General features: G+C 72.6%; 14 protein-coding genes and 1 pseudogene. 10 read left to right on the top strand and 5 right to left on the bottom strand.

The features are described from left to right. Window positions 1-753 (top strand): hypothetical protein (locus ACWD3D_RS23790; protein WP_451462837.1); only part of this gene is annotated, 753 nt, incomplete at its 5' end. An 81-nt stretch (window positions 754-834) separates the two neighbouring features. On the opposite strand, the gene ybaK is transcribed toward ACWD3D_RS23790, so the two are convergent. The 4 genes from ybaK to ACWD3D_RS23770 all read right to left on the bottom strand — a co-directional run bounded on the left by ybaK (window position 835) and on the right by ACWD3D_RS23770 (window position 5,187). Further along, window positions 835-1,332 carry a Cys-tRNA(Pro) deacylase gene (ybaK, locus tag ACWD3D_RS23785; RefSeq protein WP_451462836.1) on the bottom strand — a complete coding sequence of 166 codons (498 nt, stop codon included), beginning with the start codon at window positions 1,330-1,332 and terminating at the stop codon, window positions 835-837. A 49-nt stretch (window positions 1,333-1,381) separates the two neighbouring features. Further along, on the bottom strand, window positions 1,382-2,128 hold the full coding sequence (locus ACWD3D_RS23780) for an LON peptidase substrate-binding domain-containing protein (RefSeq protein WP_451462835.1): 747 nt from the start codon (window positions 2,126-2,128) through the stop codon (window positions 1,382-1,384). 5 nt (window positions 2,129-2,133) lie between these two features. Continuing rightward, window positions 2,134-3,318, bottom strand: a complete 1,185-nt coding sequence (locus ACWD3D_RS23775; protein ID WP_451462834.1) for a hypothetical protein — start codon at window positions 3,316-3,318, stop codon at window positions 2,134-2,136. Between the two features lie 255 nt (window positions 3,319-3,573). Continuing rightward, complete coding sequence (locus ACWD3D_RS23770; RefSeq protein WP_451462833.1) at window positions 3,574-5,187, bottom strand: oxidoreductase; 1,614 nt, start codon at window positions 5,185-5,187, stop codon at window positions 3,574-3,576. A gap of 216 nt (window positions 5,188-5,403) precedes the next feature. Here ACWD3D_RS23770 and hisD point away from each other — a divergent pair, with 216 nt between their 5' ends. From hisD to bdeA, 9 genes are all read left to right on the top strand, one after another. Next, on the top strand, window positions 5,404-6,735 hold the full coding sequence (gene hisD, locus ACWD3D_RS23765; protein ID WP_451462832.1) for a histidinol dehydrogenase: 1,332 nt from the start codon (window positions 5,404-5,406) through the stop codon (window positions 6,733-6,735). Continuing rightward, window positions 6,732-7,874 (top strand): histidinol-phosphate transaminase, encoded by a 1,143-nt coding sequence (locus tag ACWD3D_RS23760; RefSeq protein WP_451462831.1) that lies wholly within the window; start codon window positions 6,732-6,734, stop codon window positions 7,872-7,874. The genes hisD and ACWD3D_RS23760 overlap by 4 nt, the downstream gene beginning before the upstream one ends. Before the next feature lie 14 nt (window positions 7,875-7,888). Beyond that, a complete protein-coding gene (gene hisB, locus ACWD3D_RS23755) occupies window positions 7,889-8,491 on the top strand; it encodes an imidazoleglycerol-phosphate dehydratase HisB (protein ID WP_266710430.1) in 603 nt (200 codons plus the stop codon). Beyond that, window positions 8,488-8,655 (top strand): hypothetical protein, encoded by a 168-nt coding sequence (locus ACWD3D_RS23750; RefSeq protein WP_451462830.1) that lies wholly within the window; start codon window positions 8,488-8,490, stop codon window positions 8,653-8,655. The genes hisB and ACWD3D_RS23750 overlap by 4 nt, the downstream gene beginning before the upstream one ends. A 17-nt stretch (window positions 8,656-8,672) precedes the next feature. After that, window positions 8,673-9,314 (top strand): imidazole glycerol phosphate synthase subunit HisH, encoded by a 642-nt coding sequence (hisH, locus tag ACWD3D_RS23745; protein WP_451462829.1) that lies wholly within the window; start codon window positions 8,673-8,675, stop codon window positions 9,312-9,314. Next, window positions 9,314-10,039: a bifunctional 1-(5-phosphoribosyl)-5-((5-phosphoribosylamino)methylideneamino)imidazole-4-carboxamide isomerase/phosphoribosylanthranilate isomerase PriA gene (gene priA, locus ACWD3D_RS23740; RefSeq protein WP_451462828.1), complete on the top strand. Its 726-nt coding sequence runs from the start codon at window positions 9,314-9,316 to the stop codon at window positions 10,037-10,039. Before hisH ends, priA begins: the two co-directional genes overlap by 1 nt. After that, a complete protein-coding gene (locus ACWD3D_RS23735) occupies window positions 10,036-10,479 on the top strand; it encodes a RidA family protein (RefSeq protein ID WP_451462827.1) in 444 nt (147 codons plus the stop codon). Before priA ends, ACWD3D_RS23735 begins: the two co-directional genes overlap by 4 nt. Continuing rightward, a complete protein-coding gene (gene hisF / locus ACWD3D_RS23730; RefSeq protein ID WP_451462826.1) occupies window positions 10,476-11,231 on the top strand; it encodes an imidazole glycerol phosphate synthase subunit HisF in 756 nt (251 codons plus the stop codon). Before ACWD3D_RS23735 ends, hisF begins: the two co-directional genes overlap by 4 nt. A gap of 429 nt (window positions 11,232-11,660) precedes the next feature. Continuing rightward, window positions 11,661-12,593 (top strand): bis(hydroxyethyl) terephthalate hydrolase, encoded by a 933-nt coding sequence (gene bdeA / locus ACWD3D_RS23725; protein ID WP_451462825.1) that lies wholly within the window; start codon window positions 11,661-11,663, stop codon window positions 12,591-12,593. 8 nt (window positions 12,594-12,601) lie between these two features. On the opposite strand, the pseudogene ACWD3D_RS23720 reads toward bdeA, so the two are convergent. After that, window positions 12,602-12,681: pseudogene (locus ACWD3D_RS23720) on the bottom strand (poly(ethylene terephthalate) hydrolase family protein); the annotation flags it as partial.

The raw sequence follows: 12,681 nt of genomic DNA, 5'->3' as shown, positions 1-12,681 counted from the left end.
CCTCCGGCGGGTTCGCACCTCGCCCCCGGTCAGTCGCCGCCGCCGCCCGCCCGCGCCGGGGCGCGGACCGAGGTCGTCCGGGCCGCGGCCGTCACCGTGGTGCTGGCCGTCGCGGGTGTCGCCCTCGGCCTGCTCTGGCTCTGGCTCTCCCCGCGCATCCCGCTGATCTCGGACGAGACCGCCGTCTACCTCAAGGACAGCGAGGGCGAGGAGGCGATCGGAGCGGACGGCACGTTCGCCCTGCTCGGCGCCGGCTTCGGTATCGTCTCGGCCGTCGTGGTCTACCTGCTCCGGCGGTCCGGCGGCATCCCGACGGTGGTGGCCCTCGCGCTCGGCGGACTGCTGGGCGGGCTTCTCGCCTGGTGGCTGGGTGCCGCCCTCGGCCCGACCTCGGACGTCGTCGCCCACGCCAAGGCGGCCGGTCAAGGGGTGGCCTTCGACGCGCCGCTGGAACTGAACGCGAAGGGCGCGCTGCTCGCCTGGCCGGTGGCCGCGATGGTCGTGCACCTGATTCTCACGGCGGTCTTCACACCCCCGGACCCCGACCCCGACGCGCAGTGGGAGCACGCCGCCTGGGCGACGCACGGCGCCGAGGCGGCGTACGGCACGGCCGGGCAGCCGGTGCACGGCACCCCGGGGGCACCCGGTGTTCCCGCTACGGATGGCTCGCCCGGTACCGCCGACGCGCCCGCCACGCGGGCCCGGGCGAAGAGCGACCCGGAGGGTCCCGCCGGACCGGTGCCGCCCGCCTGAGGGTGCCGCGGGGTTCCGGGTTCCGGGCCGGTGGGGCGCCAGGCCCCCGGGCCGTACCCGGAGGCCGTGGCCCGTCCTTCGCTACGCGCGCCCGATCGGGGCGAACACCGCGCCGGTGAGCCGCGCCAGGTCCGCCGCCGCGAGCTCGACCTCCAGGCCCCGGCGGCCGGCCGAGACGCAGATGGTCGGGTGCGACCCGGCCGTTTCGTCGACGACCGTACGCAGCCGCTTGCGCTGGCCCAGCGGGGAGATCCCGCCGCGTACGTACCCCGTGGTGCGCTCGGCCGCCGCCGGATCGGCCATGGCGGCCCGCTTGCCGCCCACCGCCGAGGCGAGCGCCTTCAGGTCCAGCGAACCCGCGACCGGGACCACCGCCACCGTCAGTTCGCCGTCCACGTCGGCGACCAGGGTCTTGAAGACCCGGTCGGGGGAGACGCCCAGGGCCTCGGCCGCCTCCTCGCCGTAACTGGGCGCCGCCGGGTCGTGCTCGTAGGAGTGGACCGTGAAGGCGGCCCCGGCCGCGGTCAGCGCGACCGTGGCCGGGGTACCGCCCTGCTGTTTCTTCGTCTTCTTCGCCACGGGCGGAAGGTCTCCGGCTTGTTCGGGTGGGGGCGGGATCGGGATCGGTTCAGTTCAGGTGCGTGGGGCCACGGGTGAGGTCCACGGCCGGCAGCGACGGGAGATGGCGGATGACCGCCGTCTCCTTGCGGAGCAGGGCGAGTTCCTCCCGCAGCCGGGTCGCGGTGTCGGGGGCCTGCAGCAGCCGCTGCTTCGTGCCCACGTCCAGTACGGTCGCGGCGGCCACCAGGTAGGAGACGACGGACGGTTCGTCCGGCAGGTCGCCGCCCGTGGTCAGCGACCGCTCGCTCGCCCCGGCCAGCCGCTTCTGGTACGTGCGGAAGGCCCGCATCACCCCCTCGGCGAGGGTCCGGGCCTCACCGGCCTCCTCGTCCTCGGCGAGATGCTCCACCTCGGCGGTCAGATACGGGCCGCTCGCGTCCACCGAGAGCAGCCGGACCCGGGTGGTGCCGGTGGCCAGCACCTCGAAGGTGCCGTCGGCGCGCTCACGGATCTTGGCCGCGTCCGCCACGCAGCCGACACGGTGGAAGGACTGGATCGGGTCTGATCCGAAGCCGTCGGCGGGCGCGAGGTCGGTCGGGACCGCCGCGCTCTGAGGCATCCCGGTGCCGGTCGTCGCGGTCTCCCGGCCGTCCCGGACGGCCACCACCACGAAGCGGCGGGGCTCGTCCTCGTCGGTCTTCAGCAGCTCGCGCATCATGGCGCGATATCGCTCCTCGAAGACGTTCAACGGCAGCACGAGGCCGGGGAACAGAACCGCGTTGAGCGGGAAGAGGGGCAGGTGCGCTGTGGTCACAACGCTCAAGCGTAATGGCCGAGGGGCCGGCCGTGGGCGGCCCGGTTCCACAGCGGGGTCGCCGAGGCCACCTGGAGCCGCGCCACGTCCCTGGTGTCCAGGAACCGGGCCAGCGCGTCCTCGGCCACCGGCGACCACGGGGCGGACCGGTACCAGGGGAGGGACCGGGACGCCGGGAGGGACCGGGACCTCGGGACGGACCGGGACCACGGGGACGACCGGGACCAGGGGGACGACCGGGACCACGGGAACGACTGGGACCACGGGAACGACTGGGACCACGGGAACGACTGGGCGTGCGGCCCGATCAGCCGGAACTGCTCCAGCGCCTCGCTCCAGCGGCCCCGCACCACCAGGACGTACGCGAGCAGGTTGCGGATCTCGGCGGGCCAGGGGTCCCCGGCGGCGTACGCGGCACCGAGGCCGATCGCCAGGTCGGCGGCGTCGTCGATCCGCCGCTCCGGCACGGGGGCGGTCCAGCCGACGGCCCGCGGGTCGAGGAGCAGCGCGGCGGCGGCGCGCACCGGCAGCCCCTGCACCAGGGAGTCCGGGGCGGCGTCCTCGGCGGCCCGCTCGGCGAAGTCGAAGCACGCGCGGTGCGAACCGCGCCGGGTGGCGGAGAGGTAGTGCAGTGCCGCCACGTGGCAGCCGTAGTGGTGCGGGGAGCGCCGGACCGCCTCCTCCCAGACCGACTCGAACACCGTGTGCGGGGCACGGGTGCCCCGCGCCTGGTCCAGGGCGAGGTGCCAGGGGACCGGGTCGCGCGGCTCGGCCTCCGCGGCAGCGTCGATCAGCGGGGCGATCTCGCGCAGCCGCTCCGCCGTGGCGGGCGACTCCCACGCCCGGTGCGCCGCGAGCCCGGCCCGGACGAGCAGCGCGTCCGGGTCGCCGGGGGAAGCGGACAGCCAGTCGTCCAGCCAGCCGTCCCGGCCGCGGGCGAAGGCGACCAGCCGGCCGAGGTAGCGGTCGCGCAGTTCCCAGTCGGCGGCGTCGCGAGTGGTGGCGAGGAGCTTGGCGGCCGGCCCGTACGCGCCTTCGGCGGCGGCCACCAGTGCGGGGGAGAGCAGGCTGTCGGGGGCGTCGAGCATGACCGCGTCGGCCGGGGGAAGTCCGGCGGACAGCCGGGGGCTGTGCCGGACCCTGCGCGCGGTACTGAGCAGAGCGCGAAGCGAGGGCATGGTGCGGACCATTGAAAGACGCTGGTGGGAGCGGCGCCAGGGGTCTGGTGTGAAGCTTTCGTGCCGACGCGGGGGGATCCGGCGAGATTGCCCCCGGAAAGGTCAAGAACAGGCAAAGGGCGTGCGTGTGGTTGGCTGAAATTAGACCTTCTGTGGGGGCTGGAACGGGCCGCCCGCCTGCTCCGTCGCGCTTCGGCCCCGCCTTCGGCTTCCGGGCCGGGGGCGGGGCCGAGGCGCGCCCTCACCCCCGCTTCCGCCTTCTCGCCGTCACCCCCGGCTCAGCAGCCGGGAGGCCCCGGCTGCCACCGTGGTGGCCAGAACCCACCCCACCAGCACCAGTCCGGCGGCCCCCCACTGCCAGCCGCCCGTCATGCGCCAGTAGCCGTCCTGGCCGAGACCGATCACCGGGATCAGCAGATCGAGCGCGTAGAGCGCCGGATTCCACTCCGGGTGCTCGTCGCCCTTGATCGACTCCGGCTGGTGCTGGGAGAAGGCCAGGGTGCTCGCCGCCCAGAGCACGGCCATCCACACCGCCGCCCGCCCGGGCCGGTAGCCGTACGCCACCGTCCAGTCCTGGAGGAACCCCCACAGCTTCCCGGCGATCGGCAGCGTCTCCCGGCGCCTGCGCTGCTTGGCGAGCAGCACCTCCCGGGCGTCCGCGTCCTCGCCGCAGTTGCGCAGTACGGTCGCCAGCCGCTCGTACGGTTCGGGGACGTACTCAGGGGTGGCGGCGAGCACCCACTCCAGCCTGCGGGAGAGCGGGAAGTGGCCGTACGGGACGAGGTTCTCGTAGACGAACCCGCCCATCGCCAGGCCGCCCGGTCCCGGCCAGCTGCTCGACAGGTCGATCAGGGTGACCACCCGGGCGCCGTTCAGCACGACCCGGCCCTCCTCGGGGCGCTCCAGGCTGAACCGCAGCTCGGGCACCACGATCCGGCGCAGCGACAGCTCCTCCTGCGGCTCCAGCACGAACCGCGCCAGGTGCAGGTCCAGCACGTCCCCGAACCGCCCGTCGTCGAGCCGGACCCCGCCCCGGCACTCGAAGATCTGCGAGCGCGAACCGCGGGCGGGCGTCAGGTCCGAGGTCGGGCCGTGCACGATGCCGTACGGGGGAGTGGTGCCCTGGTTCCCCGTCTCGGTGCTCACCCACGCCTCGGTCAGGTAAAGCGTCCGCTCCACCCTCAACTGCGGTGCGTTCAGGGCCTTGCGACCGTCCGCCGCCCGCAGTCGGCTGCCGCGCAGGCTCAGCGAACCGCCCACCGTCGCCCCGCGCAGGCTGACTTCGCCGTACGTCTCGATCATCTCCGCCTGGAGGTCCTGCGCCACGCTCAGCCCGTCGGCGGCGATGGCCCGGCCACGCCGGTCGCAGCCGACGCTGATCTGGTTGATCAGCAGGTCCGTACCGATCTGGGCGTCCGTCAGCCGCACGCCCCGGTCGACCCGGCAGCGCGGCAGATGGAGATCGCCCTCGGTGTGCAGCCGGGCCGCCTCCAGCCGTGGCATCGCGCAGCCGACCATCCGCAGCGTCGTGAAGTGGCACTCGGGGAAGACCACCTCCTGCTCGAACCGGCAGCCGGTCAGCTCGACGTACGGCGAGACCCGGCCACCGGCCAGATCCAGCTTGCCCGTGACGCGTACGCCCCTGAGCTTCAGCGCCGCCACCCGCCCCGGCCTGGCCGGGGGACCGCTCAGCAGCAGCCTCGCCACGACCCGGGCGCCGACGCTCCGCCCGGGCCCCCACATGTGCGGGCCGAACGGATCGTCGCGTTCGGGGTCGTGGGTGCGCAGATCGAAGGTGGTCCCGTTCCGGAAGGACTGCCACATGCCCAGCTCCGCGGCGCTGAGCCCTTCCGGGATGTCGCTCTCGTGCGGCTCCGTCACTCCCGACCTCCCTGTGCACACACCCTGGGCCGTGTCCGGCCGCCCCGTCGGGCGGGCGCGCCCGCCGATCCGGCGCGTGGACCGGACACGACCTACTGCCGTTCTTCCCCCTGTGTGACCGTATGAACGGAAAACGGCACACAGGGTGACGGAGATATGTATCAGCCACTGATACGGCCGACCGGACGGCTCGGGCGGTCTGAGAGAATTGGGGGTGTGATCTCTCGAATCGATCTGCGCGGCGACGTCCTCCCCGAGGGCGCCCCCTTGCGCGACCTGCTGCCCCGTGCCGAGTTCGACGTGGAAGCCGCCCTGGAGACGGTGCGGCCCATCTGCGAGGACGTACGCCATCGTGGCTCGGCAGCGGTGATCGAGTGGGGAGAGAAATTCGACGGCGTACGGCCCGAATCGCTCCGGGTCCCGGTCGCGGCCCTCGCCGACGCGCTGGCGGAGCTCGACCCCGCCGTGCGCGCCGCGCTGGAGGAGTCGATCCGCCGCGCCCGCCTCGTCCACCGCGAGCAGCGCCGCACCACCCACACCACCCAGGTCGTGCCCGGCGGCACGGTCACCGAGAAGTGGGTGCCCGTCGAGCGCGTCGGGCTCTACGTCCCCGGCGGACGCTCGGTCTACCCGTCCTCCGTCGTCATGAACGTCGTCCCGGCGCAGGAGGCCGGCGTCGAGGGCATCGCCGTGTCCTCCCCGCCGCAGAAGGAGTTCGGCGGCCTGCCGCACCCCACCATCCTGGCCGCCTGCGCCCTGCTCGGCGTGGACGAGGTGTACGCCGCCGGCGGCGCCCAGGCCATCGCCCTTTTCGCCTACGGCACCGAGGGCGAGGACGGCTGCCGCCCGGTGAACCTCGTCACGGGCCCCGGCAACATCTACGTCGCCGCCGCCAAGCGCCTCCTCAAGGGACGCATCGGCATCGACGCCGAGGCAGGCCCCACCGAGATCGCGATCCTCGCGGACTCCACCGCCGACCCGGTGCACGTCGCCGCCGACCTGATCAGCCAGGCCGAGCACGACCCGATGGCCGCCGCCGTCCTCGTCACCGACTCCGAGGAACTCGCCGCCGCCACCGAGGCCGAACTCGCACCCCAGGTCGCCGCCTCCAAGCACGTCACCGACCGCATCGCGCCCGCGCTCGCCGGCCGGCAGTCCGCGATCGTCCTCGTCCGCGACCTCGCGGACGGGCTGAAGGTGGTCGACGCCTACGGCGCCGAGCACCTGGAGATCCAGACCGCCGACGCCGCCGCCGTCGCCGACCGCGTACGCAACGCCGGGGCGATCTTCGTCGGCCCCTGGTCGCCGGTCTCCCTCGGCGACTACTGCGCCGGCTCCAACCACGTACTGCCCACCGGTGGTTGCGCCTGCCACTCCTCGGGGCTCTCCGTGCAGTCCTTCCTGCGCGGCATCCACATCGTCGACTACACCCGCGACGCACTCGCCGAGGTCACCCACCACGTGGTGACCCTCGCCGAGGCGGAGGACCTCCCCGCCCACGGCGCGGCACTCAAGGCACGGTTCGGCTGGAAGGTTCCGCAGGCGTGAGCGACGACAACACCAACACGGTGAACGGCGGCCCCGTCGGCATCGACGACCTCCCCATCCGGGAGGAGCTGCGCGGCCAGTCCCCGTACGGTGCCCCCCAGCTCGACGTGCCCGTCCGGCTGAACACCAACGAGAACCCCTACCCGCTGCCCGAGGCGCTCGTCGAGCGGATCGCCGAACGCGTCCGCGAGGCCGCCCGCGACCTCAACCGCTACCCGGACCGGGACGCCGTCGAACTGCGTACCGGACTCGCCGGCTACCTCAGCCGCACCGCCGGGCACGAGGTCACCACCGCGCAGGTCTGGGCGGCCAACGGCTCCAACGAGGTCCTCCAGCAGCTGATGCAGGCGTTCGGCGGCCCCGGCCGCACCGCCATCGGCTTCGAGCCCTCGTACTCGATGCACGCCCTCATCGCGCGCGGCACCGGCACCGGCTGGATCTCCGGTCCGCGCAACGAGGACTTCACCATCGACGTGGAGGCGGCGAAGAAGGCCATCGCCGAACACCGCCCGAACGTCGTCTTCATCACCTCCCCGAACAACCCCACCGGCACCGCCGTCGAGGCCGACACCGTCATCGCGCTGTACGACGCGGCGCAGGCGGCCCGGCCCTCCCTCGTCGTCGTCGACGAGGCGTACGGCGAGTTCAGCCACCGCGCCTCGCTGCTCCCGCTGATCGAAGGCCGGCCGCACCTGGTGCTTTCGCGCACCATGTCGAAGGCGTTCGGCGCCGCCGGGCTGCGCCTCGGCTACCTCGCCGCCGACGCCGCCGTGGTCGACGCCGTCCAGCTGGTACGCCTGCCGTACCACCTGTCCTCCGTCACCCAGGCCACCGCGCTGGCCGCCCTGGAGCACACCGATACGCTCCTCGGGTACGTCGAGCGGCTCAAGAGCGAGCGGGACCGGATCGTCGCCGAACTCCGGGCCATGGACTACGAGGTCACCGAGTCCGACGCCAACTTCGTCCAGTTCGGGCACTTCGAGGACAGCCACGCCGTCTGGCGGGCGATCCTCGACCGGGGCGTCCTGGTCCGGGACAACGGCGTACCGGGATGGCTGCGGGTCACCGCGGGGACCCCGGCAGAGAACGACGCGTTCCTCGATGCGGTTCGCGAAATCAAGAAGGAGCACGACGCATGACGGGCGAGAGCCGCATGACGGGCGAGAGCCGCGTGGGCCGCGTGGAGCGCACCACCAAGGAAACCTCCGTACTCGTCGAGATCAACCTCGACGGCAGCGGGAAGGTCGACGTCGCCACCGGCGTCGGCTTCTACGACCACATGCTCGACCAGCTCGGCCGCCACGGCCTCTTCGACCTCACGGTCAAGACCGAGGGCGACCTGCACATCGACTCGCACCACACCATCGAGGACACCGCCCTCGCGCTCGGCGCCGCCTTCAAGCAGGCGCTCGGCGACAAGGTCGGCATCTACCGCTTCGGCAACTGCACCGTCCCGCTGGACGAGTCGCTCGCCCAGGTCACCGTCGACCTCTCCGGCCGCCCGTACCTGGTGCACACCGAGCCGGAGAAGATGGCGCCGATGATCGGCGAGTACGACACCACGATGACCCGGCACATCCTGGAGTCCTTCGTCGCGCAGGCCCAGATCGCCCTGCACGTCCACGTCCCGTACGGCCGCAACGCCCACCACATCGTGGAGTGCCAGTTCAAGGCCCTCGCCCGGGCCCTGCGCTACGCCAGCGAGCGCGACCCGCGCGCGGCCGGAATCCTGCCTTCCACGAAGGGCGCCCTGTGACCGGCCTCAACACCATTCTGATCGTCGTCGGCCTCTTCCTGGCCGGCGGCGTCTACTCCTTCGCCAAGCAGGGCATGCCCAAGGGCGTCGTCGTACTGCTCGGACTCGCGGCCGCGTTCTGCCTGGCGGCAGGCGTACTGCGTATCCAGGGACTGTGGGACTGAGGGGCCGGGAACTTCAGATGAGCGAGAAGAAGAAGGTAGTCGTCTTCGACTACGGCTTCGGCAACGTCCGGTCCGCCGAGCGGGCGCTCGCCCGGGTCGGCGCGGACGTCGAGATAACGCGTGACTACGACAAGGCGATGAACGCCGAGGGACTCCTCGTCCCCGGCGTCGGAGCCTTCTCCGCCTGCATGGGCGGCCTCAAGGCCGCCCGCGGCGACTGGATCATCGGCCGCCGGCTCTCCGGAGGCCGTCCGGTGATGGGCATCTGCGTCGGGATGCAGGTCCTCTTCGAGCGGGGCATCGAGCACGGCGTGGAGACCGAGGGCCTGGACGAGTGGCCCGGCACCGTCGGCCCGCTCAAGGCGGACGTCGTCCCGCACATGGGCTGGAACACCGTCGAGGCACCCGAGGACAGCCGGCTCTTCGCCGGACTCGACCCCGAGGCCCGGTACTACTTCGTGCACTCCTACGCGGCGCACGACTGGACCCTCGAAGTCACCAACGCCAACATCCGCGCCCCCCGGGTCACCTGGGCCACGCACGGAGAGCGGTTCGTGGCGGCCGTGGAGAACGGCGCGCTGTGGGCCACCCAGTTCCACCCCGAGAAGTCCGGCGACGCCGGCGCCGAGCTGCTGACCAACTGGATCGAGACGCTGTAATGCCGAAGCTTGAACTCCTTCCCGCCGTCGACGTACGCGACGGACAGGCCGTCCGCCTCGTGCACGGCGAGTCCGGCTCCGAGACCTCCTACGGCTCCCCGCTGGAGGCGGCTCTCGCCTGGCAGTCCGCCGGCGCCGAGTGGCTGCACCTGGTCGACCTCGACGCCGCCTTCGGTACCGGTGACAACCGCGCGTTGATCGCCGAGGTCGCCGGCGCCATGGACATCAAGGTCGAGCTCTCCGGCGGCATCCGCGACGACGCCTCGCTGGAGGCCGCCCTCGCCACCGGCTGCCGCCGCGTCAACCTCGGCACCGCCGCCCTGGAGACCCCCGAGTGGGTCGCCAAGGTCATCGCTCAGTACGGCGACAAGATCGCGGTCGGCCTCGACGTCCGAGGCACCACCCTGCGCGGTCGCGGCTGGACCCGCGACGGCGGCGACCTCTACGAGACCCTCGCCCGCCTCGACTCCGAGGGCTGCGCCCGCTACGTCGTCACCGACATCGCCAAGGACGGCACCCTCCAGGGCCCCAACCTCGGCCTGCTCCGCGACGTCTGCGCCGTCACCGACCGCCCGGTCGTCGCCTCCGGCGGCGTCTCCTCGCTGGACGACCTGCGCGCGATCTCCCTGCTGGTGCCCGAAGGCGTCGAGGGCGCGATCGTCGGCAAGGCGCTCTACGCCGAGGCGTTCACCCTGGAAGAGGCGCTCAAGGCGGTCGCCGCATGACGGACTCCGTACCCGCGGCTTCCGCACCGGCGGACTCCGCACCCGCGTCCGGCGTGCGCCGGATCCAGTCCGGGGCACCCTGGGAGGAGAAGTTCGGCTACGCGCGCGCCGTCGAACTCCCCGGCGGCCTCGTCCTGGTGGCCGGCTGCACCTCCGTCGTCAAGGGCGAGATCTCGGCCGGCTCCCCGTACGAGCAGGCCGTCTCCTCCTTCGAGGTCGCCTTCGCCGCCTTGGCCCAGGTGGGCCTCGGCCGCGAGGACGTCGTGCGTACCCGCATGTACCTCACGCACGCCCGGGACGTCGACGAGGTGGGCCGCGCCCACAAGGAACTCTTCGACGACGTGCGGCCGGTCGCCACGATGCTCATCGTCTCCGGTTTCGTCGACCCCAGCCTGGTCGTCGAGGTCGAGGTCGAGGCGTTCCGCGGAGGCGAGCGATGAGCCTCGCCGTACGCGTGATCCCCTGCCTGGACGTCGACAAGGGCCGGGTCGTCAAGGGCGTCAACTTCCAGAACCTGCGCGACGCGGGCGACCCCGTCGAGATGGCCAAGCTGTACGACGCCGAGGGCGCCGACGAGCTGACCTTCCTGGACATCACCGCCTCCAGCGGTGACCGGGAGACCACCTACGACGTGGTCCGCCGCACCGCCGAACAGGTCTTCATCCCGCTCACCGTCGGCGGTGGCGTCCGTACCCCCGAGGACGTCGACAAGCTGCTGCGCGCCGGTGCGGACAAGGTCGGCGTCAACACCGCCGCCATCGCCCGCCCGGAGCTGATCCGTGAGATCGCCGAACGCTTCGGCAGTCAGGTCCTCGTGCTCTCCGTCGACGCCCGCCGCACCCCGGAGGGCACCTTCGAGGTCACCACGCACGGTGGCCGCCGGGGCACCGGCATCGACGCGGTCGAGTGGGCGCACCGGGCCGCCGAGCTGGGCGCGGGCGAGATCCTGCTCAACTCGATGGACGCCGACGGCACCAAGGACGGCTACGACACCGAGATGATCAAGGCGGTACGTGCCCACGTCACCGTCCCCGTCATCGCCTCCGGAGGCGCCGGCCGGCTCGCCGACTTCGCGCCCGCCGTGGACGCCGGGGCAGACGCGGTCCTCGCCGCGTCCGTCTTCCACTTCGGCGATCTGCGGATCTCCGAGGTCAAGGGCGCCCTGCGGGAAGCCGGACACCCGGTCCGCTGAGGCGACGCCGAGGCCGTGTCGTCGAAGTGCCGTCGTTCGGCCGGAGGCCGGGCGGGGCGGCGTCCGGTGCGTGCGATCGTAAGGCGGAGGATCGTCCTCGTACTGGGCGTACGAGGACGATTCCGACAACGCGGCGAGCGTGCGTGCCGGGCGTCGCCCGGCAGACGGCACTTTGACGACACGGCCCAGGGGCGGGTGAGGGACGGACGTCCCGCACCCGCCCCTCGCGCGTGCGCGGGCCGTCCGGCCCGACAGGGAGGCGCGCGGCGGGACCGGCGATATCGCCGATGCGTGACGCCGGGGAGCACCGCCAGAGTGGCCAACGCCAGCGAACGACGCGGCGGTACCACGCGGAGCACCCCGGAGCCTCGGACGACGGCCACCGGGAGACGTCCGGCGGGGTACGCCCCCCCACCGAGAGGATCCCCCGTGCAGCAGCTCCACACCTCCGGCGACACCGCTCCGGACCACCGGACCCGCACGAGCCGACTCCGGGCCGTCAAGGGCCTGTTCGCCGCGGCTGCCGTCACCGCCGGCCTGCTCACCGCGTTCAGCCCCGCCGGGGCGCAGGCCGCCACCAACCCCTACGAGCGCGGCCCCGCCCCCACCACCTCCAGCATCGAGGCGCTGCGCGGCTCCTACGCCACCTCGCAGACCTCCGTCTCCTCGCTCGGCGTCACCGGCTTCGGCGGCGGCACGATCTACTACCCGACCTCCACGGCGGACGGCACCTTCGGCGCGGTCGTCATCTCACCCGGGTTCACCGCCTACCAGTCGAGCATCGCGTGGCTCGGCCCGCGCCTCGCCTCCCAGGGCTTCGTGGTCTTCACCATCGACACCAACACCACCCTGGACCAGCCCGACAGCCGGGGGCGACAGCTCCTTGCCGCGCTGGACTACCTCACGCAGAGCAGCTCGGTACGCACCCGGATCGACTCCTCACGCCTCGGCGTGATGGGCCACTCCATGGGCGGCGGCGGCACGCTGGAAGCGGCGAAGAGCCGCACCTCGCTCAAGGCGGCGATCCCGCTCACCGGCTGGAACACCGACACCACCTGGCCCGAGGTACGCACACCCACCCTGGTGATCGGCGCGGACGGCGACACCATCGCCCCGGTGCTCACCCACTCCAAGCCGTTCTACAACTCGCTGCCCAGCACGCTCGACAAGGCGTACCTGGAGCTGCGCGGGGCCACCCACTTCACCCCGAACTCGTCGAACACGACGATCGCGAAGTACAGCGTCTCGTGGCTGAAGCGCTTCATCGACAACGACACCCGGTACGAGCAGTTCCTCTGCCCGATCCCCTCGGCGAGCCTGACCATCGCCGAGTACCGGGGCACCTGCCCGCACACCTCGTAGACCGCCGGGGGGATCGGGCAGAGGAACTGCTCGTACCGGGTGTCGTTGTCGATGAAGCGCTTCAGCCACGAGACGCTGTACTTCGCGA

It is taken from the genome of Streptomyces sp. NPDC002690, from assembly GCF_053592415.1.
The sequence above is the reverse complement of the archived record's forward strand: the minus strand, read 5'-3'. Positions and strand labels throughout refer to the sequence as shown.

Excerpts from the sequence above, each read along its gene's own strand:
- hisB (WP_266710430.1), top strand. The coding sequence starts at position 7,889 with ATGACGGGCGAGAGCCGCGTGGGCCGCGTGGAGCGCACCACCAAGGAA.
- priA (WP_451462828.1), top strand. The coding sequence starts at position 9,314 with ATGCCGAAGCTTGAACTCCTTCCCGCCGTCGACGTACGCGACGGACAG.
- hisF (WP_451462826.1), top strand. The coding sequence starts at position 10,476 with ATGAGCCTCGCCGTACGCGTGATCCCCTGCCTGGACGTCGACAAGGGC.
- ACWD3D_RS23735 (WP_451462827.1), top strand. The coding sequence starts at position 10,036 with ATGACGGACTCCGTACCCGCGGCTTCCGCACCGGCGGACTCCGCACCC.
- hisH (WP_451462829.1), top strand. The coding sequence starts at position 8,673 with ATGAGCGAGAAGAAGAAGGTAGTCGTCTTCGACTACGGCTTCGGCAAC.
- ACWD3D_RS23775 (WP_451462834.1), bottom strand. The coding sequence starts at position 3,318 with ATGGTCCGCACCATGCCCTCGCTTCGCGCTCTGCTCAGTACCGCGCGC.